Annotated in this window: 27 protein-coding genes and 1 tRNA gene; 16 read left to right on the plus strand and 12 right to left on the minus strand. The window is 50.5% G+C overall.

The genetic code is table 11. The features are described from left to right. Positions 1 to 9 precede the first annotated feature (9 nt). The 10 genes from C7452_RS06180 to C7452_RS06225 all read left to right on the plus strand — a co-directional run bounded on the left by C7452_RS06180 (position 10) and on the right by C7452_RS06225 (position 7300). On the plus strand, positions 10 to 711 hold the full coding sequence (locus C7452_RS06180; protein ID WP_173402640.1) for a GTP-binding protein: 702 nt from the start codon (positions 10 to 12) through the stop codon (positions 709 to 711). A gap of 16 nt (positions 712 to 727) precedes the next feature. Then, positions 728 to 1405, plus strand: a complete 678-nt coding sequence (locus tag C7452_RS06185; protein WP_211305660.1) for a (Fe-S)-binding protein — start codon at positions 728 to 730, stop codon at positions 1403 to 1405. A gap of 2 nt (positions 1406 to 1407) precedes the next feature. Then, positions 1408 to 2241, plus strand: coding sequence for a coenzyme F420-0:L-glutamate ligase (locus tag C7452_RS06190; protein WP_115892729.1), 834 nt, complete (start codon positions 1408 to 1410; stop codon positions 2239 to 2241). 149 nt (positions 2242 to 2390) lie between these two features. Beyond that, the gene (gene tfe / locus C7452_RS06195; RefSeq protein ID WP_010877276.1) at positions 2391 to 2927 is read left to right on the plus strand and encodes a transcription factor E; all 537 of its coding nucleotides are present in this window, start codon (positions 2391 to 2393) and stop codon (positions 2925 to 2927) included. 82 nt (positions 2928 to 3009) lie between these two features. Further along, positions 3010 to 3492 (plus strand): TIGR00295 family protein, encoded by a 483-nt coding sequence (locus C7452_RS06200; RefSeq protein WP_115892594.1) that lies wholly within the window; start codon positions 3010 to 3012, stop codon positions 3490 to 3492. A gap of 190 nt (positions 3493 to 3682) precedes the next feature. Then, on the plus strand, positions 3683 to 5104 hold the full coding sequence (locus C7452_RS06205) for a glutamate synthase-related protein (protein ID WP_245942894.1): 1422 nt from the start codon (positions 3683 to 3685) through the stop codon (positions 5102 to 5104). Between the two features lie 114 nt (positions 5105 to 5218). Then, complete coding sequence (locus C7452_RS06210) at positions 5219 to 6130, plus strand: DUF5591 domain-containing protein (protein WP_115892596.1); 912 nt, start codon at positions 5219 to 5221, stop codon at positions 6128 to 6130. A 135-nt stretch (positions 6131 to 6265) separates the two neighbouring features. Continuing rightward, a complete protein-coding gene (locus C7452_RS06215; RefSeq protein WP_048176688.1) occupies positions 6266 to 6559 on the plus strand; it encodes a metal-sulfur cluster assembly factor in 294 nt (97 codons plus the stop codon). Positions 6560 to 6571: 12 nt separating this feature from the next. After that, entirely contained in the window at positions 6572 to 7144 is a 573-nt protein-coding gene (locus C7452_RS06220; protein WP_115892597.1) for an adenylate kinase, read from the plus strand. An 82-nt stretch (positions 7145 to 7226) separates the two neighbouring features. Continuing rightward, positions 7227 to 7300 (plus strand) — tRNA-Ile (locus C7452_RS06225). Positions 7301 to 7330: 30 nt separating this feature from the next. Here C7452_RS06225 and trpD read toward each other — a convergent pair. From trpD to trpE, 7 genes are all read right to left on the minus strand, one after another. Beyond that, complete coding sequence (gene trpD, locus C7452_RS06230) at positions 7331 to 8389, minus strand: anthranilate phosphoribosyltransferase (protein ID WP_115892598.1); 1059 nt, start codon at positions 8387 to 8389, stop codon at positions 7331 to 7333. Further along, the gene (gene trpA / locus C7452_RS06235; protein WP_115892730.1) at positions 8386 to 9180 is read right to left on the minus strand and encodes a tryptophan synthase subunit alpha; all 795 of its coding nucleotides are present in this window, start codon (positions 9178 to 9180) and stop codon (positions 8386 to 8388) included. Before trpA ends, trpD begins: the two co-directional genes overlap by 4 nt. 64 nt (positions 9181 to 9244) lie before the next feature. After that, positions 9245 to 10423, minus strand: coding sequence for a tryptophan synthase subunit beta (trpB, locus tag C7452_RS06240; RefSeq protein ID WP_048176194.1), 1179 nt, complete (start codon positions 10421 to 10423; stop codon positions 9245 to 9247). Further along, the gene (locus C7452_RS06245; RefSeq protein WP_115892599.1) at positions 10420 to 11145 is read right to left on the minus strand and encodes a phosphoribosylanthranilate isomerase; all 726 of its coding nucleotides are present in this window, start codon (positions 11143 to 11145) and stop codon (positions 10420 to 10422) included. The genes trpB and C7452_RS06245 overlap by 4 nt, the downstream gene beginning before the upstream one ends. Continuing rightward, on the minus strand, positions 11129 to 11947 hold the full coding sequence (locus C7452_RS06250) for an indole-3-glycerol phosphate synthase TrpC (RefSeq protein WP_115892600.1): 819 nt from the start codon (positions 11945 to 11947) through the stop codon (positions 11129 to 11131). Before C7452_RS06250 ends, C7452_RS06245 begins: the two co-directional genes overlap by 17 nt. A gap of 4 nt (positions 11948 to 11951) precedes the next feature. Further along, positions 11952 to 12542, minus strand: coding sequence for an anthranilate synthase component II (locus C7452_RS06255; RefSeq protein ID WP_115892601.1), 591 nt, complete (start codon positions 12540 to 12542; stop codon positions 11952 to 11954). Then, positions 12542 to 13936 (minus strand): anthranilate synthase component I, encoded by a 1395-nt coding sequence (trpE, locus tag C7452_RS06260; protein ID WP_115892602.1) that lies wholly within the window; start codon positions 13934 to 13936, stop codon positions 12542 to 12544. Before trpE ends, C7452_RS06255 begins: the two co-directional genes overlap by 1 nt. A gap of 102 nt (positions 13937 to 14038) precedes the next feature. Here trpE and C7452_RS06265 point away from each other — a divergent pair, with 102 nt between their 5' ends. The 4 genes from C7452_RS06265 (at position 14039) to C7452_RS06275 (ending at position 16207) form a co-directional block, all read left to right on the plus strand. Next, positions 14039 to 14542, plus strand: coding sequence for an amino acid-binding protein (locus tag C7452_RS06265; RefSeq protein WP_048061113.1), 504 nt, complete (start codon positions 14039 to 14041; stop codon positions 14540 to 14542). 286 nt (positions 14543 to 14828) lie between these two features. Next, positions 14829 to 15467, plus strand: a complete 639-nt coding sequence (locus tag C7452_RS06270) for a C39 family peptidase (protein ID WP_245942877.1) — start codon at positions 14829 to 14831, stop codon at positions 15465 to 15467. A gap of 22 nt (positions 15468 to 15489) precedes the next feature. Next, on the plus strand, positions 15490 to 15717 hold the full coding sequence (locus C7452_RS09200; RefSeq protein ID WP_245942878.1) for a hypothetical protein: 228 nt from the start codon (positions 15490 to 15492) through the stop codon (positions 15715 to 15717). Between the two features lie 70 nt (positions 15718 to 15787). Then, positions 15788 to 16207 carry a hypothetical protein gene (locus tag C7452_RS06275; RefSeq protein WP_115892603.1) on the plus strand — a complete coding sequence of 140 codons (420 nt, stop codon included), beginning with the start codon at positions 15788 to 15790 and terminating at the stop codon, positions 16205 to 16207. 331 nt (positions 16208 to 16538) lie between these two features. Here C7452_RS06275 and C7452_RS06280 read toward each other — a convergent pair whose 3' ends face one another. Continuing rightward, on the minus strand, positions 16539 to 16787 hold the full coding sequence (locus tag C7452_RS06280) for a HypC/HybG/HupF family hydrogenase formation chaperone (protein ID WP_010877257.1): 249 nt from the start codon (positions 16785 to 16787) through the stop codon (positions 16539 to 16541). A gap of 122 nt (positions 16788 to 16909) precedes the next feature. Here C7452_RS06280 and C7452_RS06285 point away from each other — a divergent pair, with 122 nt between their 5' ends. Beyond that, a complete protein-coding gene (locus C7452_RS06285; RefSeq protein WP_245942879.1) occupies positions 16910 to 18193 on the plus strand; it encodes an FAD-dependent oxidoreductase in 1284 nt (427 codons plus the stop codon). Positions 18194 to 18216: 23 nt separating this feature from the next. On the opposite strand, the gene C7452_RS06290 is transcribed toward C7452_RS06285, so the two are convergent. Continuing rightward, positions 18217 to 19263 carry a glycosyltransferase gene (locus C7452_RS06290; protein ID WP_115892605.1) on the minus strand — a complete coding sequence of 349 codons (1047 nt, stop codon included), beginning with the start codon at positions 19261 to 19263 and terminating at the stop codon, positions 18217 to 18219. 101 nt (positions 19264 to 19364) lie between these two features. Here C7452_RS06290 and C7452_RS06295 point away from each other — a divergent pair, with 101 nt between their 5' ends. Then, complete coding sequence (locus C7452_RS06295; protein WP_115892606.1) at positions 19365 to 21041, plus strand: ABC1 kinase family protein; 1677 nt, start codon at positions 19365 to 19367, stop codon at positions 21039 to 21041. An 8-nt stretch (positions 21042 to 21049) separates the two neighbouring features. On the opposite strand, the gene C7452_RS06300 is transcribed toward C7452_RS06295, so the two are convergent. From C7452_RS06300 to C7452_RS06310, 3 genes are read right to left on the minus strand one after another with little or no spacing between them, the layout of a single operon-like run. After that, a complete protein-coding gene (locus C7452_RS06300) occupies positions 21050 to 21961 on the minus strand; it encodes a hypothetical protein (RefSeq protein WP_245942880.1) in 912 nt (303 codons plus the stop codon). Positions 21962 to 21967: 6 nt separating this feature from the next. Further along, positions 21968 to 23119, minus strand: coding sequence for a radical SAM protein (locus tag C7452_RS06305; RefSeq protein WP_245942881.1), 1152 nt, complete (start codon positions 23117 to 23119; stop codon positions 21968 to 21970). A 17-nt stretch (positions 23120 to 23136) separates the two neighbouring features. Then, positions 23137 to 24198 (minus strand): mRNA surveillance protein pelota, encoded by a 1062-nt coding sequence (locus tag C7452_RS06310; protein WP_048061107.1) that lies wholly within the window; start codon positions 24196 to 24198, stop codon positions 23137 to 23139. Between the last annotated feature and the right edge of the window lie 65 nt (positions 24199 to 24263).

The following is a 24263-nucleotide window of genomic DNA, read 5'->3' on the forward strand; positions in this document are numbered from 1 at the left end:
GTGAAACCTATGAGAATGGTAATTGTTGCCGGAACACCTGGATCTGGAAAAACAGCGGTGCTGATGCACACCCTCAGGAGCCTCAAATCAAGGGGATTGAAGTCATCCGTTGTAAAGATAGACTGCCTATACACCGACGACGATAAGAAATTTGAGAAGGTCGGGGTGCCAACACTGGTTGGCCTGTCAATGGACATGTGCCCGGACCACTACGCCATCTACAACATAGACGACATGATAAAGTGGGCTGAGAAGAACGAGTCAGACTTCCTGATCGTCGAAACAGCAGGGCTATGTCACCGCTGCGCCCCCTACACAAAGAACTGTCTGGGAGTATGTGTCATAGACGCCACCAGCGGACCAAACACTCCCCTTAAGGTTGGTCCTTTCCTCTCAACCGCCGATATCGCGGTGGTGACCAAGGGAGACATGATATCCCAGGCAGAGAGGGAGATATTCAGGGAGCGCATACTGGAGGTTAACCCCTCAGCAAAGATAATAGAGGCCAATGGCCTCAGCGGGCAGGGATGCATGGAACTTGCAGAGGAGATGATCGAGAGCAGGGAGGTTTCCCTTGAAAACGAGGAGCTCCGGCACTCAGCACCCCTGGCAGTGTGCACACTCTGTGTCGGTGAGACAAGGGTTAACAAGAAGCATCACAGGGGAATACTCAGGAGAATAGACGGCTTCCAGACCTACGAAGGAGAATGAGGAGAGGATCTTTCAGATGTCCCAGGATAAATCCCTTAAAGAAGAGGTAACTGCTCTGCTCCCAGGATACAACTGCGGGATCTGTGGCTATGCAAGGTGTGATGAGTATGCGGCCGCTCTGCTCAAGGGAAGGGCTGAGATCGACAGATGCCACTTCATGTACCAGGAACTCTTTGCCGATAACCTGAAAAGACTCCAGGACATCCTTAAGGAGGAGAAAATCCTTGATGAGGAGAAGAAGATCTTCGGTGTCCTTGACGGATACGAGGCCGACTTCATACTGAAACCGCTGCCCGATGAGGGCTCCTGCCGGGAGATCCTCTTCCCATTCACGTCCACTGAACTGCGGAAGGGGGATATAATCAGATACAGACCCCTTGGATGTCCAATAACCCACTTTGCAGAGATACTGGATGAGAACCATGGCCTCATAACGGTGCACATCGTTGGACCATGCCACCGCCTCGGCATGGATGACTTTGAATACAGGGACATCGGAGTCTGCATGGTTGGTGGCTTTGAGGGTGTGATCGAGGGTGAGCTACCGAATATCGGTGAAACCGTACGTTTCCTGCCAGCCCACTGCATGATGCAGAAGGTCCACTCAGGAGTTGTTGTCCAGCTTGAGGGTAGAAGGGCTGTTATAGAGGGAATAGACCTCAAGGTATGGGCACCACCAGTGAAGGCCAGATGAAAATGTCCCCTGAGTACAGGACAGTGCCCGTGGTGACGGGTTACATAGAACCGGGTGCAGGTTTCTCAGAGATCATCGAGAGGGCCGGTGAGCTTGCCCGGGATGGAGATTTTCTTGTCATCTCAGAGACACCGGTCTCGGTCGCCCAGGGAAACCTGGTCGATGAATCCCGTTTCGAACCATCCATAACTGCAGTGCTGCTGGCAGATATCTGGTCAAAGTACATCTGGGGCTACCTCCTGGGCCCGATCCTCGGCATGAAGAGGAGGACCATAAGGAACCTCAGAAGACTGCCGCCAGAGGCAAGGGCCCATAAGGAGGTTGTTCTGAGATACTATGGACTTAAACACGCCCTTAAGCCGGCTTCCGAGGCCGGTATTGATCTGAGTAATGTGCCGGGGACCCTTGTTTCACTTCTACCTGAAAACCCATCTGGGGTGGCAAATCTTATTGCCGGTGAGATCCTGCGGAGGTTCGGTGCAGATGTTACCACGGTTATAATCGATACCGATGCAACCTACAGTATACTTGGAAGATACTTCACCTCCCTCCCCCTTGCAGTGCCCGGCATAAGGTCAGATACAGGATTTCTGGGTTACCTTGCAGGGCGGTTCTCTGGAAGAACCTGGCCCACACCCCTTGCATCCTCAAGGCCCGTGAAACTGGAGGTGCTCCTTGAGGTTGCATCAGCTGCAGAGGAATACCACCGCAGGAATACAGAGAGGGCAACGGTCTATGATATGGCCAGGGAATTCAGTGGCAGACCAGGGAATATCACAGTGGAGATGCTATCCTCGGTTGAGCACACACCGGCGGTTATTGTAAGACCTCCATGATAACAGTCATATCATGAACAATTTTCGTATTAAACTGGCCCCTTTATAAAATTTTAAATAAGATTAGGCACATAAATTGGAGTGCACTCAAAAAATTTGATGATCAGCATACCCGGTATGCAGTTATTTTTCAAGCTGGAGGATTTCAATTGATTGATGAACAGGTGTTACAAGAGTTGATCCATGAAGTTATCACTGAAGAAGAAGAGGAAGAGGCCATACCAGTTCTGGAGTGCCTCATGAAGGGCAAGGTAACAGATGAGGAGATATCAGAGAAAACGCAGCTTAAACTCAACATAGTCAGGAGGATACTCTACAGGCTCTATGATGCAGGTGTGGCAAGTTACAAGAGGAGCAAGGACCCCGAAACACAGTGGTACACCTACACCTGGAAATTTGAGCCTGAGAAGGTTACAGAGATGATAAAAAGGAAGCACAGCGAGATAGTAAGAAAGCTGAGGGAAGCCCTTGAGTTTGAGGAAAACAACATGTTCTTTGTATGTGTAAATGGGCACTACAGATTCACCTTTGATGAGGCCACAGAAGAAAACTTCACATGCCCTGAATGTGGTTCAAAAATGGAGTTCATGGATAACTCTGAAATAATACAGGAGATAAAGGACGAACTCAGTCTCTATGAGAATAACGGATTCGACTCCATAAAAACCACAACAATAAACTCCTAGAACAGTGGATTCGACTCCATAAAAGCCTCAACAATAAACTTCATATATACTCCTGATTCTGATCAATCATAGTGGTGTCTCCTTGAGCCTCCGTTTACTCCGGGTTGTTGGATGTCCAGAGTGGGTGATAGACCACTCCCTAGCCGTCAGAAAAAAGGCCCTCGAGTTATCACGTGAACTCCCGGTTGACATGAAGCTGGTGGAGGAGGGAGCCATTCTTCATGATATAGGCCGCTGCAGGACCAGCGGTGTTGAACACGCCGTGGAGGGTGCGCGCATCCTTGAAGGATTTGGTTACCCCCCAGAAGTTGTGAGGATAGTTGAAAGACACGTGGGGGCAGGTATACCCCCCGATGAGGCAAAGGCCCTGGGACTTCCTCCGGGAGATTACATGCCAAGAACCCTCGAGGAGAAGATTGTTGCCCATGCAGATAACCTCATAAATGGCTCTGATGAAGTTGATATTGATTTTGTAATAAAAAAATGGTCTGATCGCCTTGGAGCAAACCACCCTTCAATAGAAAGGCTTAAAAGGCTTCATGAAGAGCTTCTGGGACACCTATAAGTCCTGGAGACTTAAAGTGCTCCATAATAGCCATCAGAATGCCCCTGGAAACTGGGGATATCACAGGAATCTCCTGGAAATATAAGCCCCTTCTAACTCTGTGAAAAAAAGGAAACCACTTTAACCAGTATCCACATATTAGGTTACAGTACCAGCGGGAGGGGGTTATATAAACAAAAAAACGGAATGTCTGTGTCCCGATTGTCCCAGCTACCCTGATCATGGGGATGGTGAACTTTTCTTCTGTGAAGGCAGGAGCAGCAGGTATGAGGTTGAGGAGAGGGGTTGCCTCTGTGCATCATGCCCCATATACCGGGAGTATGGTCTCAGGGAGCTTTACTTCTGTAACACAGAATCACTGAATGGCATAAGGATGAGAAGACAGAGAAGATCCGAGGATGACCGTGAATATCTCAAAATAGTCCAGATAAAAAGGATAGCCCATAGTGGGGAGGTCCCGGTTGAGTCCATGGGATCCGAGAAGAGGCTGCCCCTGGGACTTGATGATCTACACTTCCTTCCAGCACAGGTCTCAAAAATCCCCCTCAATGCAGAGGACCCGGTTAAAACTGATGTAATCATCGGAACTGAATCAAAAAGACCTCTACGGCTCAGATCCCCCATAATAATAAGTGGTATGAGCTACGGGGCGGTTTCAGAGAAGACCCGTATAGCCATTGCATCCGTTGCAGACCGACTTAAGATTGGATTCAACTCGGGTGAAGGTGGAGTACTGCAGAGGGAACTTGAAAAGGCAGGCGATTACCTCATAATCCAGTATTCCACCGGAAGGTTCGGCATCACAGAGGATGTGCTCAGGGGTGCTGCTGCAATAGAGATAAGATTTGGTCAGGGTGCATATCCCGGTAAAGGAAGTTATCTCCCTCCAGACAAGATAAGCCCTGATGTTGCAAGGGTCCGTGGGCTGGCCCCCGGTGAGGGGTCATATTCGCCTGCACACCACCATGATATACGTGATCAGATGGAACTCGAAGAGAAGGTCAAAGAGCTCAGAAAAATAAGTGGAGGAGCACCCATAGGTGCCAAGATAGGGTGTGGTAACGTGGAGGATGATGTTAAGGCCCTGCTTGATGCTGGAGTAGATTTTATAAGCCTTGACGGTTTTGGTGGGGGTACTGGCGCTGTTAACCCACATATAAGGGACAACACAGGCATCCCCCTCATCGCAGCCATACCACGGGCCGTTAAGACCGTCATCAATGAGGGTCATGGCGATAGGGTGTCCCTCATTGCAGGTGGGGGTCTCAGGACAGCCGCTGACATGGCAAAGTGTCTCGCCCTGGGTGCTGATGCTGTCTACACAGGTACAGCGGCACTCATAGCCCTCAACTGTCAGCAGCACAGGTTATGCCACACCGGCAAGTGTCCAACAGGGATAACAACCCATGATCCTGACCTGTTGAAACACATGGACCTGGAGAGGGCCATTGAAGGACTTGAAAACTTCATAAGGGTTTCAACGGCTGAGATTGCCGACTTTGCCAGGATCACCGGAAAGGATGATGTGAAGAAACTGAACCCCGAGGACCTCGTCGCCCTTAAAAAGGATGTCGCCGAATTAACAGGCGTAAAATGGTTGAAAGGCACTTAAGTACACTTAAAAAGGATTCTGCCCGTGAAAATGTATAACGTTGTCGAAAGCTTATTGTACTGTCTGAACTGTGGATAGGCGCTGCATGAATATGATGTGATAAAGGTTGATAGAATGAAGGTCATATGTTCAATTGAGGAATCCCTCCACCGTCCCGAGGCTGTCAGGTGGCGGGAGAGAATGAGGTTAATGAGGCCCCTGGGAGATGTTGTTGTAGTGCTTCCCTGCAGCATGAAGAAGCCCTACTCAACATCAAGGTCCCACAGAAAATTCACAGGAGTCACTAGGGGCTTCCAGGAGCTTATACTGACATCACCTTTCGGCATATGTCCCCGGGAACTCGAAAACACCTACCCCATCTCATCCTATGACGTCTCAACCATTGGAGAGTGGTCCCATGAGGAAAAGAAACTGGTGGGAGATGTCCTAAGGGAATATGTGGGTGACCTTGATGTCATAGCCCACGTGGATGGAGGTTACCTTGAGGTGTGCATGGAGTACCTTGACTCCTTCACAGCGACCAGCATGGAAGCAAGGCCCACCTCGCCTGATGCCCTGGAGAGACTTAAGAGGGAACTTAAGAGTTATGAAAGGATCCCGCCCCGGGAGAGGCTGCTGCACATGCTTCGTTCGGTTGCTGTATACCAGTTCGGACCTGGCGGAGAAAGGATTATACCCGAGGACTGCCGGGTCACCGGAAGATACCACAGAAAGATCCTCAAATCCGACGGCACCCAGATAGGCACCTTCATGATGGACCGTGGACTCATCTCACTCTCACCAGAGGGTGGAAGGTCCCTTTACATGCTGGGAGTGAAGTGGGTTGAGATAGACTTCAACCTTGAAAGCAACACACTCTTTGCTCCTGGTGTTTCCGACGCCGACACGGGAATCATACCTGGTGATGAGGTGGTCATAGTACATGGAGGAGAAGTTGCAGGTGTAGGGAGGGCTGTACTCAGCGGAGATGAAATGGTGAGGGCTGAAAGGGGTGTGGCTGTCAGAGTTAGGCGAAGGACTGGTTAATATCGCCCTGGTATCCTATTTAATGGCTTTGCTTCCCTATTTAGATCGCAGGGAAAGGAACACTTTTAAATAGGGTTAGCTTAAAAATAGAGAATCACTACAGTGATTATCAAAATAGCATCTGAGGTAATAATAATGTCAGAAGAACTCCTGGAAAAGGTTAAGGAAGCTCTCAAGAAGGTTGCAGACCCACACATGGGCATAAGTATCGTGGAGATGGGTCTTGTCGAGAACATTGAAATCGAAGAGAAGGGTGAAACCATAGCAAAGATAACCATCCGGCCCACAAACCCTGGATGTATGAGTGCTGCGAGGATGGCGATGGATGCAAGGAACGTCGCCGAACAGGTTGAGGGAATTGACCGGGCCGAGATCACAGTTGAAGGCCACATGATGGCCGATGCCATAAGTGAAATGGTGAATAAATAGAGCCTCAAACTCATGAAAGGGGTCCCCAGGACCGTTGCGGTTGTTGGAGTGCCGGGTACCGGTAAAACAACCGTATGCAGGATCCTATCAGGGATGGTGAGACACACCTACATAAACTATGGGGAACTGATGCTCCGGGTCGCAGGTGAGTGGAACCTTGCAGAAACCCTGGAGGACCTCTTCAAACTCCCCATGGACCAGCAACACCTTATCTGGCTTGAAGCAGCCCACAGGATAAGGAGACTGGATTACGTGCTGATGGATCTCCATGGACTCGACCGGTCCCCCCTGGGTTACCTTATTTCTCTCCCTGTCGACATCATATCCCCCGAAATAATTGTAATCCTTGAATCGGATCCTCAGAGCATACTTGGGAGGAGAATGGCCGACTCAAAGATGAGGGTCAGGGAGAGCCTGGAGAGCCTCAGGGAGCATATGGAAATGCTCAGGACGTCCATGTTCGTGTGTTCAGCCGTCCTGGGCTCAGTGGTCAGCATAGTGGAAAACCATGACCCCGAAGAGGCCGCCCTTGATATCCTCGGGATAATTGATGAAGCCGCATGGACTGGTGACACCAATCCATGAAACGGGTGTGTCTCCAGAACCACAGAAAAGCATATATAGGAGTAACTCCAAAAGTTGGAATCACCCCACTGATTCTTAATATGGGCCCGTGGCTCAGGTGGTTAGAGCGCACGGCTGATAACCGTGAGGCCCTGGGTTCGAATCCCAGCGGGCCCATCCACCTTTTTATATCGAATATCTGAGAATTCAGGACTGCAGGTTCCTTGTGTATGATACAAATTCTTCCAGGAGCTCCAGGGCAGCTCCAGATTTAACTGTTCTTTTTGCAGTCTCTGTTCCCTCAGGCAGTGTATCAGCCAGGCCTGCAAGGTAGATAAGGGCCCCGGCATTTGCAAGGGCTATATCGAGTCTTGATTTCTGTTCAGGTGTATCATCACGTCCCCTGAGGACATCCATGAACAGCTCCAGGTTCTCAGCGGTGGTTGATCCTGCCCTCAGATGTTCAAGTTCTCCCATCTCAACTCCAAAGTCCGGGGGCATCAGTCTATCAATCCTGATCTCATCATCCTCAAGGAACGCCACCAGGGTGGGGCCAGCGGTTGATATCTCATCCAGGGCAGGGTTGAGGTTAGCATCGAATCCATGAACAACCATTGCACGGCGTGTTCCGAGGTTCCTGAGCACCTCAGCAACCGGGCCCACAAGCTGAGGGTCAAATACCCCCAGAAGCTGTATTCCTGCTGCAGCAGGGGATGTTAATGGTCCCAGTATGTTGAATACTGTCTTGAATCCCAGGGACCTCCTCACCGCCGCCACCCTGGCAGTTGCCCTGTGGAATAGGGGTGCGAACATGAATGAGATGCCCACATCACTGAGAGACCTCGCAGCTGCAGCTGCATCCAGTTCTATGTTCACACCTGCAGCCTCGAGTATATCTGCACCCCCACATGACCCGGTGACCGCCCTGTTACCATGCTTTGCAACCCTCACACCTGCAGCGGCTGCTATCATGGCGGCTGCTGTGCTTATATTGTATGACCTGAAACTGTCGCCTCCGGTCCCGCAGGAATCAACGACCTCATGGGACCCTGAAACCCTGACCCTGGGGGATCTATCCCGCATGGCCCTGGCGAAGCCTGTTATCTCATCCACTGTTTCCCCCTTCATTGCAAGGGCCGTTAGAATTGCGGCTATCTTAATATCATCAAGTTCACCGGCCATTATCATCTCCATCAGACTGTAGGCCTCATCCTCACTGAGGTTCCTGAGGTCCATTATTTCAGAGATCATCCTCCTGAATTTCATCCTGATCCTCCTGCGGCTTTCAGAGTGCCTGCCATTTCATGGATCCTCTGGAGCATAAGCTCCCTGTCGCCGAGGTTCCCGGATATCACGTCTATGATGGCGCTTCCAACGATAACCCCATCGGCTCCTGCATCCCTCAGCATCCTCACATGTTCGGGTCTTGATACACCGAATCCAACCATTACCGGCAGACTTCCCTCGGCCTTCACCCTTTTTATGAGTTCGATGGTTGCATCCTCAACCCTTGATCTTGCGCCGGTGACCCCCATCACCGAGACGAGGTAGTGAAATCCTGATGAGACCTCAGAGATCCTTTTGAGGCGTTCACTACCGGTTGTTGGTGCAACTATGAATATCTGATCTATATCATATTTTTCAGCGGCCCTGAGTGCATCTGAGGCTTCCTCGGGGGGGAGATCCGCTGCAAGTATCCCTGTTACCCCTGCTTCTGCAGCCCTCCGGTAGAACTCATCAACACCCATCCTGTAGATCAGGTTGTAGTATACCAGCAGGCCTATGGGTATGGAAGTGAATTCCCGGACCCTCTCTATAAGCTGGAAGCACTTCTCTGTTGTCATGCCTGCCCTGAGGGCCCGTAGATCAGCGCCCTGAACGCTTGTACCATCTGCTATTGGGTCAGAGAATGGGAAGCCTACCTCAAGGGCATCGGCCCCTGCATCCACAAGGGTCCTTATGATCTCAAGGGATGTCTCCATATCAGGGTCCCCTGCAACCACGAAGGGGACGAAGGCACAGCCATCCGCCCCTCTGAACATCTCAGCATAACTCATTGATTTAGCTCCTGACATTACAATCACACTCCCAGCAAACCAGCAACCATGAACACATCAGCAATCACACACCCACCCCCAGCAAACCAGCAACCATGAACATGTCCTTATCTCCCCTTCCTGAGAGATTGACGATGACCGTTTTTCCCCGGTTCTCAGGTTTCTCAGCGTACCTTTCAAGGCAGGCTATTGCGTGGGCACTCTCAAGGGCTGGCATTATACCCTCATATCTTGAGAGGAGCCTGAAGCCCCTGAGTGCCTCGGTGTCTGTTACCGGCTCATACCTTGCCCTGCCTGTATCCATGAGATGGGCGTGTTCTGGTCCAACACCCGGATAATCCAGACCCGCTGAGACAGAATGTGCCTCATTTATCTGACCATCCCCATCCTGAAGGACGTATGATAATGAACCATGAAGGATTCCCTCTGAGCCCGCAGAGAGTGTGGCTCCATGGTTTCCTGACTCTATACCTTCTCCACCCCCCTCTGCACCTATGAGTTCAACATCATCATCCATGAAGGCAGAGAATATGCCTATGGCATTACTTCCGCCTCCAACGCAGGCTATAACCGTGTCTGGAAGTTCACCCTCGACTTCGAGTATCTGTTCCCTGGCCTCCCTCCCTATGACGCTCTGGAAATGCTTCACCATGGTCGGGTAGGGGTGGGGGCCCATGGTGGAACCTATGAGGTAGTGGGTGTCATCCACGTTGCTAATCCAGTCCCTCATGGCCTCGTTTATGGCATCCTTAAGGGTCCTTGAACCTGAGTCGACCGGTATGACCTCCGCACCTGATACCTCCATTCTGAATACATTGAGCTTCTGCCTCTCAACATCCTCTGTGCCCATGTAGATATCAACGTCCATTCCAAAGAGGGCCCCGGCAGCGGCGGTGGCTATCCCGTGCTGACCTGCCCCTGTCTCGGCTATGATCCTGGTCTTGCCCATGTACCTTGCGAGCAGAGCCTGGCCTATGGTGTTGTTTATTTTGTGGGCCCCAGTGTGCAGCATGTCCTCCCTCTTGAGGTACACCCTGCATCCGAGTTTCTCTGACAGGTTCCTGGCATAGTAAAGGCCTGTGGGCCTTCCAGCGTACTCCCGGAGATGGTACTCGAGTTCAGCCATGAACTTCCTGTCATCCCTGTAATGGAGGAAGGCCCTCTCAAGTTCCTCAAGTGCCGGTATAAGAAGCTCCGGCACGAATATGCCTCCATATTTACCGAATTTTCCATCCATTATCATGATAACTCACCTCTCTGTAACCTGGACGGTTTCTGAAGTCCGCCCGTCCTCCCCATGTACTCCATGAGTTCAAACATCATTGCATGATCCTTTATCCCCGGTGCAGCCTCAATGCCAGAGTTGAAGTCCAGACAATCGAATTCCAGTAAGTATTCAGGGTTAAGCCTCACAGTGGATGGTCCAAGGCCACCTGCAAGGGCCACCTCCGGTGCGCTCTCATGACTTCTTATGAGGCGGAGCATCCCGAGGGCCAGGTCGGGTGGAATCATCCTCCCCGTCCCCCCTGTTCTACCACCGGAGCTGGAATCAAGCATGACACATGAACACGGGATGTGGTCAAGAACATCCAGTGCACCGGGCTCCGGTGGGACTGCGACTGTTATCCCTGGATTAAACCCGTTTTCAGTGAGTACCCTCTTTATGCCCCTGGCATCTTCACATGAGATGGAGTGGAGCTGGATTCTCTCCACACCTGTTCTCTCAATAACCTCAGCCACCTCCACTGGATCGGAGGGTTCAAGGACGATCACGGCCTTCTCAGGAGGTATGAGTGATAGGATGTCCTCCAGTTCCCTTCCTGTGAGGTGTCTGGGAGATCTCTCTATGTGTATGAGGCCCAGGAGGTCAGCACCAAGTTTATCTGCCAGTATTGCGTCCTCTGGCCTTTTTATACCGCAGATCTTTACGAGTACATCTGCCAGGGACTCATGCGAACTGTTCAAAGAATTCATCCCCCGTGTACCTTCTTCTCCGGTCCCTGCACTGGCTCACCGCATCTACTATCTCCTCAAGGAGTTCCCGTGGGTTCTGGGCTGACATGGGTGCTGTGCCGATGAGCAGAGCATCTGCACCGTAACCTGCCAGTATCTCAGCATCCTCGGGGCCCCTGACACCACTCTCTGATACGAGTATGAGTTCATCGGGTACGAGGGGTGCCAGTGCATGGGTTCTTTCAAGGTCCACCTCGAAGGTTTCAAGGTCCCTGTTGTTCACACCTATTATCTCTGCACCTGCTTCAAGGGCCCTGAAGATGTCAAGTGATGTGTGACACTCCACCAGTGGCTCCATTGAGAGCTCCCTACATTTTTGAATCCCTGACTCAAGGTCAGGGAATACGCCTGTGATCAGGAGAACCGAGGATGCCCCCGATGCCCTTGCCCGGTAGATCTGGTACTCGTCGACCAGGAAGTCCTTCATGAGCAGGGGTTTACCGTAATCTGTGGCCCTGCTCAGCAGATCCAGGGAGCCTTTGAAGTATTTGCCGTCGGTTACTATGGATACTGCATCGGCGAGGTCCCGGTATACCTCCATCATCTCTTCAAGGCCCCTCTCTGATATTCTGCCCATTGATGGTGATGCCCTCTTGTATTCGCATATGAGAGATACTTTGCCTCCTCCCACTGCAGCTGGAAAGCTCACTGGCTCGTCCATGACTGTTATATCATCCCTTAGGATGCTGAGGGGTGTTTTTTTCATGAGTTCCTTAACTTCGAGTTTCTTTGACCTTATAATATCCCTGAGCATGTGTTCACATCCTGAGGAAATTTCTAATGACGGTTCTTCCGCTTGGGGTTCCGGCTGACTCCGGGTGAAACTGCAGCCCGTAGACTGGATATTCTCTGTGCTTTATGGCCATTATAATTTCATCTGATGTCACAGCAGTTACCTCTATATCTGCAGGTGTGTCTTCGGGTCTGCATACGAGTGAATGGTACCTGGTTGCCCTGAAGGGATTTGGAACGTCCCTGAAGAGTTCTGATCCGTCATGGAATACCTCAACTATCTTTCCATGGACCGGTTCCCCCTGGTCAACCCTTCCGCCAAAGGCGTGGAATATGCCCTGGTGTCCAAGGCATACCCCCATGAGGGGCCTGTCCCTGAATTCCCCTATCACATCCATGCAAACACCGAAGTCACTCCTCCTTGAAGGATTGCCAGGACCCGGGGATATGATTATCTTTTCTGGATCCAGGGCCCTAAGATCTGATATCCTGGCCTCATCGTTCCTGAGGACCATTATCTCCTCATCCATCCCCTCATCCCTGAGGATCTCCCCTGCAAGCTGGTAGAGGTTATGGGTGAATGAGTCATAGTTATCAATTATCAGGATCACGACCATCACCTCCTGGCGATAAATGGTTCATCAGAATCAAAGCCCTCACCTGCCAGTTCCATTGATTTAAGGACCGCCATGGCCTTGTTCTGGCACTCCACGTATTCCCTCTCAGGTACGGAGTCATGTACTATTCCTGCCCCTGCCTGTATTCTTCCATACGCTCCCTCAGCGACCATGGATCTTATGGTTATTGCGAAGTCTGCGTTACCGTTCAGTGAGAGATAGCCCAGGGCACCGGCGTAGGCGTTCCTCGGCACCCCCTCAAGTGACTCTATTATCTCCATAGCCCTTATTTTGGGCGCCCCGCTCACTGTACCTGCCGGGAAGACCGCGCCAAGGGCATCAAGGGCGTCCATGCCCTTCCTGAGTCTGCCGGTTACATGGGAGAGGATGTGCTGAACATGGGAGAACCTCCTTATGGTCATGTACTCCGGTACCTGGACCGTGCCAAACTCAGATATTCTCCCGAGGTCGTTCCTTGCAAGGTCAACGAGCATGAGGTGCTCTGCAAGTTCCTTCTCATCTGACAGCAGTTCCGCCGCTATTCTCTCATCCTCATGGGGTGTTTTCCCCCTTGGCCTGGTTCCTGCGATTGGGAAGGTTTCAATCTGTTTATCCTCCACACGGACGAGCATTTCAGGACTTGAACCTGTTATCTCCCTGCTGCCAAGTTTCAGGTGGTACATGTAGGGGGATGGGTTAACCCTCCTGAGGGCCTCATAGAGGGCAAGCCTGTCACCACGGAGCCTGTAGTCAGTGGCATTTGAGAGGACTGCCTGGAATATTTCGCCCTCAGCTATCCTCTCCCTTGCCTCCTCCACCATTCCAAGGTATCTCCTCCTTGAGAACAGGGTCCCCATTCTCCTGTATTTAAGGTGCCCTGTTGGGGTTTCCTCGCGCAGCAGTTCTGATATTTCCGGGAGCCTGTTCTCCTTGAGGCTGATGTAACTGCATTCTCCTGTGAGGTGGTTGAACATGATACCGTCAAGGAAGAGTCCGAATTCAAAGTCCGGGAACTTTCCGGGGCTGAGGTTGATACTGTCAAAGAACCTTGCAGCCTGATAGGATATGTAGCCAACAAGGCCCCCGCAGAAGCCCCTGGATTTTCCAGCGGGTCTTGTGAACTGCCTCAGGAATTCAAAGGGGTTTTCTGTATCAAACTCCTCCCTTGATCCCTCGTGTTCAACTTCTATAAAACCTGAGCGGGCCCTTATTATCATCTGTGGCTCGAATCCCATGAATGAGTATCTTGCAAGGCCCGTGTCGCTTTCCATTGACTCCAGAAGGAATGATGAGTCGTATTCAGAATAAATACTCTTGAATAGTTCAAAGGGTTCTTTAAATTCTATCTTTTCCTTTACCGGGTTTTTCAGTTCTGTAATGCCAAAAACATTCACTCCTGTACATGCATATCACCTCTGTATCCACAAAGTACATATACACGGAGGTACTATTTAAATCTTGTCTGTATAATAATGTACATCAATGTGGTGAAGTGTATGTGGAAGCAGATAAAGCACAGATTTGAGGGATACCCCTCCCGCATGTATGTGGCCAGGAAGATCATAGACCTCGGGTTCAGAATAGACAGAAACGGCAAAATATACTGTGACGACGTTGAGATAAGCGATGTTGCCCTTGCAAGGGCTGTGGGGGTTGACCGGAGGACCGTGAGGGCGACGGCAAATACCATACTGGAGGACGAGAAACTGAGGGGCATCTTTGAGAACATGATGCCGGCAGGAGCCCTTCTGCGGGACGCTGCAGGTGAACTTGACTTCGGTGTGGTGGAAATAGAGGCCGACGCCCGGAACCCCGGGATACTTGCGGCGGCAGCGAGACTGATCGCAGATAAGGGTATAAGTATAAGGCAGGCCCATGCAGGGGACCCTGAACTCGATGAAACACCCAGGCTCACAATAATAACCGAAACCCCCATCCCGGGAGGCTTGCTCAAGGATTTCCTTAAAATAGATGGCGTCAAGAGGGTTTCAATATACTGAGATCATTGATGGTGGAGAAAAAACAGGGCCTAGCTTAAAATCCATGAGAAATCTGGTTAAATGGCGGAATATCATTATCTGAAGTATTTCATGGATTAACATGATCCCTGATCAGCTCACTGCTTTGAAGCGTGACACTCTCAGACATTTTATCCATTTTTAAAGTATGCGTGATTTTTTAATCCCGGCACCCTACTGCCTTCAACCAACGTAATAAGTCATTGCTGATCCGTATATATATATGAGTTTTTTGTATAGAATTATTATCAGTTAATGGGAGGTGTCCATGGTGAGAGGTTTTTATGTCCTGTTGCTGGTCGTGCTCCTCCTCGCGGTGTCTGTTAACTCTTCAGCCGCTGCAGACAACTCCACACTGGATGACACGGCCTGCGCAGACAACTGTACAGTCCTTGAAGCGCAGGGGGATGATGTAACGGGTGCACTGACCCATAATGTTACAGTGGATTCTGAGGGTGTGGTCCTCCAGACAAGGAACTACACCTGCGGACCCGCAGCACTCGCCACCGTCCTCCAGAGACTTGGAGTGAACACCACAGAGGATGAACTCGCAGGCCTTGCCGGAACAACCGAAGACGGGACCACCATGCAGGGCCTCCTGGAAGCCAGCAGGGCCAAGGGAGTGAACGCAACCGGCATGAAACTAAACATATCTGAACTCAGAGAAAACATGATCGCCTATACCATCAATGACGGCACCGGACACTACACCGTAATAAACGAAATCACCAATGACACGATCAAACTCGCAGATCCAAGCCTCGGGAACATCGAAATGAATATAGAAGAGTTCGCTGAGATCTACAGCGGATATGCACTGGTTATAAATGATCCCAATAATCCACAGGTCAACGAAACTACAGATCAAAGCAACAAGAATACAAACTCATCAGAAAACCATAAATAACCTGACAGATACCACCTCTGCTGTGAAGGCAGACAACAGAACTCTGACTGATAAGGAAATGAAGAACATTAAAGGTAAGTGCTGGCAATTCCTAGCGCCTGTTACAATAGGTACAATAATCATTTCAGTTAGGAATAAATACGTGCCAAAAAAGTACTGGTGTTACATTGCTTATCATCCTCCGTTCAAAAAAGTGAGAGCTTATATCGGGAAAGACCACAGGATCCATTATATAGAATACGATGCCTAGACAAATACACATGTAAAAAGACGTCTATTGCATTTTATTTTTTTAAAATTAAATAACTGGAGGGTACTAAATGGAAAATAAGCCAATTATAATCAGCTTACTGATAGCATTCATAATAACTACCATTATCTCTCTTACAGGGTATATGGAAGGTACTGGACTGATGCCGCAAAAAAGTGCCATAAGTTCGTGGATAATATTACTAGATATATTTGTTGTAGGTATGACACTAGGTTTAATAGAGGCTATTTTGGGTTGGATAAAAGGAAAAGGAACTTACGTTCATATTAATATTAGAAAATCGCCCGAAAAACTTTTAATTAGTGTTTTAGTTACAGTGGGGTTCAATTTTTTGGGTTTGTTAATTTCTTTAACCTCAAAGGTTCCTCTTGAAGAAAGTATATTTACAACTACAATGATTGGTTTCATGGTGGTTGCTCTAATGTGTCTTCTGTATAGCACTATGATAATAAGGCAAGCGCCTGCGTGAAACATGAAAATCAAAGCTTAAAACCGTATAAATGATGAGAGGTGGACTAACCCAAAAATATAGTCTTCATAAGAGTGAGTGGAGCCTGTGAGACCCCCAGGCCTTTAAGCTATAGAGGATGGCATCATGAGGACATACAATGGATACTGGGGATATTATCCCCCTATAATATTCATGATAGACATACCCACATCAGAAATCACAGATAGGAATCCGCAGAAATCATGGTATACCATGTGAAAAATGAAAAAACCCTATTTTTCTTAAATTCCTTATTTTCGGCTTTTCCGAAACCAATCAAAGAAAAATAAATGGAATGGAACTGTTAGCATCACAGCTCCAGGCTGTCCTCCTCTTCGAGGGCCTTCAGAAGTTCATCCCAGGCTTCAAGGGACTCCCTTGCCGCCTCATCAGACATCACCTCAATGGCGTAGCCTGAGTGAACAAGAACATACTTGCCCTCCTCAACATCATCCACAAGGTCAAGTTTGACCTGTTGCCTCACACCACCGAAGTCAACGGTGGCAATGTTATCCTCACTATCAATTTCAATAATCTGAGCAGGTGCTGCAATACACATTCAATAACCCTCTCCAAATTAATAGGATTAAAGTCAGAATACACTAATGTTTAGATAAAGATCCGTCACATATAAAGATTTGTGGGAAACAATGCCATTGAATTAATACCATGGTGTCTGATATGCGATGTGTTGTGATAGGGGGAGGGCCAGCTGGAAGGGCCGCTGCAATGGAGCTCGCAGCCCTCAACATGGACGTAATACTTGTTGAAAAGAAACTGATTGGTGGGACATGCCTGAACGAGGGCTGTATGGTTGTATGTGGCCTCAATGACGTTGCAAGGTTCCTTGATGATGCCCGGCAGCTCAGTGATCTTGGGGTGCTGGATGTTGAATGCTCAGCAGACTACCGCCGCATAGCCGGGGGTGTGAAGAGGACCCTTGAACATATAAGGCATGTCACCGAGAGGGAGACCCTGGATGCCGGTATTGAAATAGTGTACGGTGTGGCGGAGTTTGAGGATGATAGGCTCCTCGTTGAGGGGGAGGAGATGGACTATGACAGGCTCATAATCGCAACCGGAGCATCTCCCCTCATACCCCCCATTGAAGGCGCCAGCAAAGCCATAACATACCGGGACATCCTCGACCTCGACGGAATCCCTGATAAGCTCGTTATAATAGGTGGAGGAGTTATAGCAGCTGAATTTGCAGGCATATTCTCTTCCTTCGGATCAGAGGTCACGGTAGTATCAAGAAGCGGTTTTCTCAGTAAACTGGACCCCCTGATAAGGGACTATGTTTCAGAAAAGGTCCTCAGCGATGTCAGAATACTGGAGGATACATCAACCACAGAAATAGATGGATCAGGTGTTCAGACGTCTGGAGGCTACATAGAGGGCCTCCCAATGCTTGCAACGGGTCTCAGACCAAATTCGGATTTTTTGAAGGGTTTCCTTGAACTGGGACCCCGTGGAGGAGTTAAGGTGAATGACCGTATGGAGACCTCACGTGAGAACGTATATGCCGCCGGTGATGTTACGGGGGGCCATGGAACAACACCCGTTGCAAGGATGGAGGGGGTGGTGGCGGGGCTCAACGCCGCCGGTATTGAGAGGCGGGTTGATTACCGTTACCTCCCCTACTCAATCTCCCTCAGATACGATGTCGGATTCGTGGATATTCCTGGTGAGGGTGGGAGGGAAGCCGTGATACCCGGCCTTGCAGGGCCAGGGTCATTCTGGGGTGTTAATAATGGTAAAACAGGGATCAGCAAGGTCAGACTCCTTGATGATGGCACCCCCTCAGGTATATACTCGGTTGCGCCCGGTGCAAGGCTCATCATGCCCTACCTCTCCCTCCTGATGAGGCTCGGTGTGTCCATGTATGAGTTTGAGGGCTTCGTTGAGACCCACCCCTCCACGGATTCCATATACAAGCTCATGAGGTTCCTTTCAAGGTACTGAAGCAGTCGATGGCGCCCTGAGGGTTACTGTCTGCGGCCTGCCTCCTCCTCTATGATCTCCGCAATCCTATCTGCAGCCCCCATCACGTCCCCACTGTACTTCCTGGCAGCCCTCCGGAGCTCATCTGACCTCTCAAGTGCTGCTGAAACAGCCTCCACGATATCCTCAGGGTCAGCCTCAAGGACCGCGCCCCTGAATACAGCCCCCATATTGTGGTACCTCCCATACTTGACACCCCTCAGTGCCACAACAGGGACCCCCAGTGCGATGGCCTCATGGACCATCACACCATCATCCGAGAGTACAGCCAGGTCAGCGATGCTGTAGAGGTCCTTCACCCAGTCAATGTAGCCCAGGTTTATTATCCCCTCATGGTCGATTATCTTGAGGTACTCATCCCTCAGGGGGTGGCCCAGCACCGTAATGTTCGCCTCCATGCCTGAATCTGCCAGCCTCGCTGCGGCCTCAGCCATCGCCTTAAAGAGGGATGATCCCGATGAAAGGACTATGGTCGGTCTGTCAGGGTCAAACTGAGGGGGCATCCTCCTGCAGGCAATTTCAGGGTCGCCAAGAGTTATATCGGGGCTCATTGGATAGTATATGCTTTCAACACCCTCAATGTCCCTCCCGAAGAGGTCTGACTCGGGCAGGGCCACGTTCCTGTTAAGCCGGGTGCAGACCTTTGAATCGGTGGGTGTATTCAGGACCCCCACTGCAGGGACGCCTGCAATCTTTGCTGCCAGGCACCCCACAACGGCTCCTCCCCCTATTACACCTACAACCACGTCTGGCCGGATGCGTCTTATGAGCCTCCATGTCTCATAGATCGCCCGGGTGGTTCTGAGTGCTGCAGAGAGGAGTTTAGCTTTGCTTGCTGCATGGCCACCTGCCTGGGGTATCCTCACGCGGTGCCATTCAATGCCCCTCTTCCTGAAGAGTATCCCCGGTGCGCTGTGGTCAAGTGCGAATTCACATTCAAATCCTCTCCTTTCAAGTGCACCGGCTATATTAAGGGCCGTTATGGCGTCTCCTCCCATTCCGCGACCTGTTACCGTGAAAAGTGCCTTCATTATCATCACCAGCTCTATAAACATGATCTGTGAAAAAATCTCAGTGCAAAAACATCGTCTTAAAGTAGATTTAAATATTATACATTAAATAAGTGATTAATATGAACATAGGCCCCTATAATAACAGGCCGGACATGGGTCGCCTCAGGGAGATCATAAGGGTCATGACCAAGTACCACTTCGGGAACATCCTTGAGGCGGTTGGCCTTAAAAACAGGCTCTTCGAGACCCTTAAACTATATATAAAGAGCCCTGAGGAGGTACATGAACCCGCCCATGTACGTCTCAGGCTGGTTCTTGAGGAACTTGGAACAACCTTCATAAAACTGGGGCAGGTCCTGAGCACAAGGGCAGACCTTGTGGGTAGGGAGGTGGCTGAGGAGCTGGCCAAGCTTCAGGACGAGGCTCCACCGTTCCCCTTTGAGGATGTGAAGAGGGTCCTGGAATCTGAACTCGGAGTTCCCATGGAGGAAGTTTTCTCTGAATTTCAGGAGGAACCGGTTGCATCGGCATCAATAGGACAGGTCCACAGGGCCCGTCTAAGGAATGGTGATGCTGTTGCTGTGAAGGTCCAGCGCCCGGGCATAGCCGACACCGTGAAGAGCGACATAATCCTGATGAAGTACCTTGCAAAGCTTGCCAATGACAGGGTCCCCGGTTTGAGGTACTACAACCTGCCAGGGATAGTGGCTGAATTCGAGAGGGCCATCAGAAAGGAACTGGACTACCACCAGGAAGCCAACAACGTGGAGAGATTCCGTGCAATGTTCATGGATGATGAGACCGTTTATGCGCCCTACGTTTACAGGGAGTACTCAACAGGCAGGGTACTCACCATGCAGTATGTGGACGGTGTTAAGCTCACAGACATTTTAAAGTCAGATATAAAATTCAATGCACGGGTGATAGCCGAGAGGGGTGCCAGGTGTTACTTTAAACAGATATTCATACACGGGTTCTTCCATGCGGACCCCCACCCCGGCAATATTCTCGTCCAGAAGGGAAATGTCCTCTGTTTCCTCGATTTCGGGATGATGGGACATCTTGACCGTTCATTCAGGGACAGACTGGCAGAGCTTTTCATACTCCTTATGAACTATGATGTTAACGGTATAGTTAACCAGCTGAGGTATATGAACATCCTGACAGAGGAGACAGATCTTGAGGAGGTCAAGTATGACATAATAGACCTCCTTGACCGCTACTATGGTGCCGATGTCAGGAAGGTGGGGGAGATACTCACAGAGTTCACCATGCCTGGTATGATAAGGAGGCACAGGATAAGGATACCCCGTGACTTCGTGCTGCTTGCAAGGGTCATGAGCATGGCAGAGGACCTGGGTGAGAGGCTTGATCCAAGGTTCAATGGCCTTGAGGTTGCATGGAAGATGACCCATAAACTGATAAGAAACCGGCTCAACCCCCTGAGGAACCTTGATGAGGTGCCCGCGGCCATCATTGAACTGGAGCACATAATGAATGATCTCCCCCGTGGCCTGATAAGCGCCCTCCAGAAGCTGGAGGAGGGTAAATTGAAGATGGAACTGGAACACCGGAACCTTGACGAGATATCGGTGCGGATTGAACGGTCGACCAACAGGATATCACTTGCCATGCTCGTATCGGCACTCATAATAGGTTCATCGCTGGTCACGATCCCCCGGGAGGCCCTCATACTCGAGAAGTTCCCCTTCCTCGGGATATTCGGTTTTGCTGTGAGTTTTCTGATAGCCCTCGCACTCATAGTATCCATAATAAAGTCAAGGCGACTTAGCTGATGGTTAAATCACCGATTTTCTGATCCATGAGATGCATACGGATTGAAGAGAAGCCTCCTCACACCCAGTGCGATTAAAACCGGGTTATCAACCCTGAAACTTCTTCTTCCAAGTAAAATTCTCCTCAGAAGATCCCCCAGGCCTCCGCCAGTCATTACATCCATGTAGAGGTCGCCGAAGGTTGGGTTTTCAATTCCGAGTTTCTCCTCAAGGAACCCTGTGAGGTTCCCCCTCCTGAGTATGGCTGTGACGAGGGGGGCTGTGAGAAAGAGCATGAGAACTGACCATGCGCCTCCGGCGACGTAGAATGCAAGTCCCAGGGCCACTGCAAAGGTGTGGTTCCCGACCTCGCCCATCATTATCCGTCCCAGGTAATCCAGGGGGGAGTAGGCAGCGCATACAGCCAGTACCAGGAGGGGTAGGTGGATGTCTGAACCAGCCGCGAATGCAATGGCTGCTGCCAAGAGGGACATGATTACTGTCAGGCTGCATGCAACACCAGGCTGCATATCTGCAATGTTAAGGGGCTGTATCATGAGGGCCACCAGGAGGGCGACCGGTCCCATGATTGGGTATGTGAGGATGGTTACCGCTATGATACCAAGGCCCCTTGAGAGCTGACCCCACTCAACTGGAAGGTCACGGATCCTTCTCCTTCCTGATAGGTCATCGATGAAGGCCAGGAGGCCCATGATGACAACAGGTGCCCTCAGGGGCTCCGGCATGAAGACAGAGAGTACAATCCAGGGCACCAGACCCGTGCCCCGTGGCGTTCCTCCCCTCACATCAGTGTAGAGGTTCGAATCCCTCATACGTGATATGAGAGCCGCCATGAGAGGTGTCAGTGCAGCTACAGTGAATGCAGCCACCATTATGGAGCCGGGATCCTGTGAAGCATGCAGTATGAATAGCGCATCCATTCCAGATCACCTGAAACCCGCTGATGTCTGGACCACAACATTCCTTAGGCCCTCATCAATCATCACATCCTTCACCCTCATCATCTCATCCTCAGATGGTCTCTCAATATCCCTGCGCCTGAATTCGGGTCTGTAATCCAGGACGGTTACCTGAACGTCCCTGTTTATGGATGATATCCTTGAGGCCATGGCTGAGAGCTCATCCATGGATATGAGTGACCTGCTGTAGGGCACCCCCAGGCCCATGAAGATGTCATGGTGGTTCTCTGAAAGGTACCTGAATGCATTCCATGAATTCTCAAGGTAAACCCTGGCGGTTTTCTCATCATGCAGCCCTGATATCTCCATGAAGGTCTCAGGCCTGAGACCCTTGAGGTCAATCCCTATACGGTTCATTCCTGAATCCAGGAGTTCATCCAGATATTCAGGGGTAAGAATGGTTCCGTTGGTGTCAACATGGACGTTAACATCCCCTTTAAGTTCCCTGATTGCCCTGATGGTTGTGGAGAGCCATGTCCTGTTGAGAGTGCATTCACCGCCAGATATGGTGACAGTGCCAGTCCTGTAGATGGATTCAAGGCCCATGAGGATCCCTGCTGTTTCATGGGGGTCAAGCAGGTTTCCCTGTGATGTGAATGCAACCTGACTGTTCTGACACTGGGGACATCTCAGGTTGCAGCCATGGGTGAAGCACACCACCTCAACGGGAGCCCCTGTCTTCTCAGAAAATGGAGTTCCAACTCCACCGGCTGTGTGGGGACCAAAGCTGCTCACATACCTGAGTGGAGGTTCCGGTGCCGTCTCTATGACCATGCCCTCAGAGAGGGGTGTTACACAGGATGGTGCGATGCAGCCATCAATGGATACACTGCAGGCAAGGCAGGCCCCGGACCCGCAGGGTGAGAATACATCCCCCTCACCCGGAATCATAGCCCTTCTAAGGCCCGCCCCCTCCAGGGCATCTCCAACTGTGCCTCCTGATCTGACATCCCTCCCATTCACTGCTACCGTATATTCTTTAGTTTCAGTCTCCCCTGGCAGGATCGCGTCCTCAGGACATACAAGGAGGCATGCCCTGCAGCCAGTGCAGTTTTCACTGCATTTCAGTTCGCGGCAGTTTCCACATCCCCTGCATCGATCCTCAAGTCTCCTGAACATTCTGAATCCCCCTGAAGTCACTGGATCTTGAATCTTAGAATCCCTGCCAGGCCTCCCAGTGATTCCAGCTGCTTTCCACCCTCGTGTTCACTGCTTATGAGTACCACGGAACCGCCCATGCTCTCAACCATGTCGAGGTAGCCCTCAATGTCCTCCCTGCTAACAACCCTGTCCAGTACCAGGAGCTTCTCAACGGCCCCCATGTTAATGGCATCCATAACCTCAACCTTACCATAGACAACGGAGTCAGGGTCCCTGGCCAGCTTCTCAAGGAACTCGTTAACGTTCCTTATCTCAGAGGCGATCCTCTTCTCTGATGATACCCTTTCAACCGTCCCCTTCCTCAGGACCTCGGATATGCCTGCGCGCCCCCCAGTCCCGGTGTTCTCAAGTACCGCCTTCTTTGCGATTTCAGGATACCTCTCCATGAGGTAGTCATAGAAATCTGACTTGTAAAAGCCTGGTCCCGCTATTATGATTGTCTCAAGGTCTCCATACTTCTGGAGTGACTCCACGATGCTCTCATAGAATTCCCGCCTCAGTTTACCCCGGTCCCTCTGCTGTATTCTCTTACCAGGAATGTGGCCTGTTATGGGGCCCCTGTACTCCACCCCGTACTGTCTTATGAGGCCCAGTTCAGCGACATCATCCTCCATTACAAGTATGATTGCCTTCAGATTCTTTGATGCCCTTACAGCCATCCTGAGCCTCTTAAGTGTCCATCTGCTCCAGTGCTCCTTCTGGATCCTCAGGGGTGTGTTGAGTTTTACCTCAAGGGTGTGATGGGAGCCCATGGGTACAAGGTCCTCAGGGCCTCTCTCTATAACGCCGGTGGCCCTCAGTCTACCGGTGTAAATGTGGAAGCTGACAGTTTCCACCCTTATCCCGAGGTAAAATGTCTTTTTAACTCCCCTGTCACTTCTTATCTTCTCTCCACTGGTATCCTGTATCCTCCTCGTGGTCCTGGCTGATAGGAGGTCTCCCTCCTCTATTATGTGTGAGAGGTGCCAGAGATCATCAAGGGTTTCGGGTACGAGTTCAATGACACCGTTCTTCTCATCCTCTTCAACTATCCTCATGGATTCACCCTGAAAAATCATTGGCGGAGTTAATGATAATATATAAGAATGCTATTATAAAACTA

It is taken from the genome of Methanothermobacter defluvii, assembly GCF_003385755.1.
GTDB classification, from domain to species: Archaea; Methanobacteriota; Methanobacteria; order Methanobacteriales; family Methanothermobacteraceae; genus Methanothermobacter; species Methanothermobacter thermautotrophicus.

Excerpts from the sequence above, each read along its gene's own strand:
- trpA (WP_115892730.1), bottom strand. The coding sequence starts at position 9,180 with ATGAGTTATGCTGAGATGTTCAGAGGGGCGGATGGCTGTGCCTTCGTC.
- C7452_RS06300 (WP_245942880.1), bottom strand. The coding sequence starts at position 21,961 with ATGGATGCGCTATTCATACTGCATGCTTCACAGGATCCCGGCTCCATA.
- C7452_RS06305 (WP_245942881.1), bottom strand. The coding sequence starts at position 23,119 with ATGTTCAGGAGACTTGAGGATCGATGCAGGGGATGTGGAAACTGCCGC.
- C7452_RS06295 (WP_115892606.1), top strand. The coding sequence starts at position 19,365 with ATGAACATAGGCCCCTATAATAACAGGCCGGACATGGGTCGCCTCAGG.
- C7452_RS06285 (WP_245942879.1), top strand. The coding sequence starts at position 16,910 with ATGCGATGTGTTGTGATAGGGGGAGGGCCAGCTGGAAGGGCCGCTGCA.
- C7452_RS06190 (WP_115892729.1), top strand. The coding sequence starts at position 1,408 with ATGTCCCCTGAGTACAGGACAGTGCCCGTGGTGACGGGTTACATAGAA.
- trpD (WP_115892598.1), bottom strand. The coding sequence starts at position 8,389 with ATGAAATTCAGGAGGATGATCTCTGAAATAATGGACCTCAGGAACCTC.
- C7452_RS06265 (WP_048061113.1), top strand. The coding sequence starts at position 14,039 with ATGTGGAAGCAGATAAAGCACAGATTTGAGGGATACCCCTCCCGCATG.
- C7452_RS06215 (WP_048176688.1), top strand. The coding sequence starts at position 6,266 with ATGTCAGAAGAACTCCTGGAAAAGGTTAAGGAAGCTCTCAAGAAGGTT.
- C7452_RS06280 (WP_010877257.1), bottom strand. The coding sequence starts at position 16,787 with ATGTGTATTGCAGCACCTGCTCAGATTATTGAAATTGATAGTGAGGAT.
- C7452_RS06310 (WP_048061107.1), bottom strand. The coding sequence starts at position 24,198 with ATGAGGATAGTTGAAGAGGATGAGAAGAACGGTGTCATTGAACTCGTA.
- C7452_RS06180 (WP_173402640.1), top strand. The coding sequence starts at position 10 with ATGAGAATGGTAATTGTTGCCGGAACACCTGGATCTGGAAAAACAGCG.
- C7452_RS06255 (WP_115892601.1), bottom strand. The coding sequence starts at position 12,542 with ATGGTCGTGATCCTGATAATTGATAACTATGACTCATTCACCCATAAC.
- C7452_RS06220 (WP_115892597.1), top strand. The coding sequence starts at position 6,572 with ATGAAAGGGGTCCCCAGGACCGTTGCGGTTGTTGGAGTGCCGGGTACC.
- C7452_RS06290 (WP_115892605.1), bottom strand. The coding sequence starts at position 19,263 with ATGAAGGCACTTTTCACGGTAACAGGTCGCGGAATGGGAGGAGACGCC.
- C7452_RS06270 (WP_245942877.1), top strand. The coding sequence starts at position 14,829 with ATGGTGAGAGGTTTTTATGTCCTGTTGCTGGTCGTGCTCCTCCTCGCG.
- C7452_RS06250 (WP_115892600.1), bottom strand. The coding sequence starts at position 11,947 with ATGCTCAGGGATATTATAAGGTCAAAGAAACTCGAAGTTAAGGAACTC.
- trpB (WP_048176194.1), bottom strand. The coding sequence starts at position 10,423 with ATGATAATGGATGGAAAATTCGGTAAATATGGAGGCATATTCGTGCCG.
- C7452_RS06210 (WP_115892596.1), top strand. The coding sequence starts at position 5,219 with ATGAAGGTCATATGTTCAATTGAGGAATCCCTCCACCGTCCCGAGGCT.
- C7452_RS06275 (WP_115892603.1), top strand. The coding sequence starts at position 15,788 with ATGGAAAATAAGCCAATTATAATCAGCTTACTGATAGCATTCATAATA.
- C7452_RS06185 (WP_211305660.1), top strand. The coding sequence starts at position 728 with ATGTCCCAGGATAAATCCCTTAAAGAAGAGGTAACTGCTCTGCTCCCA.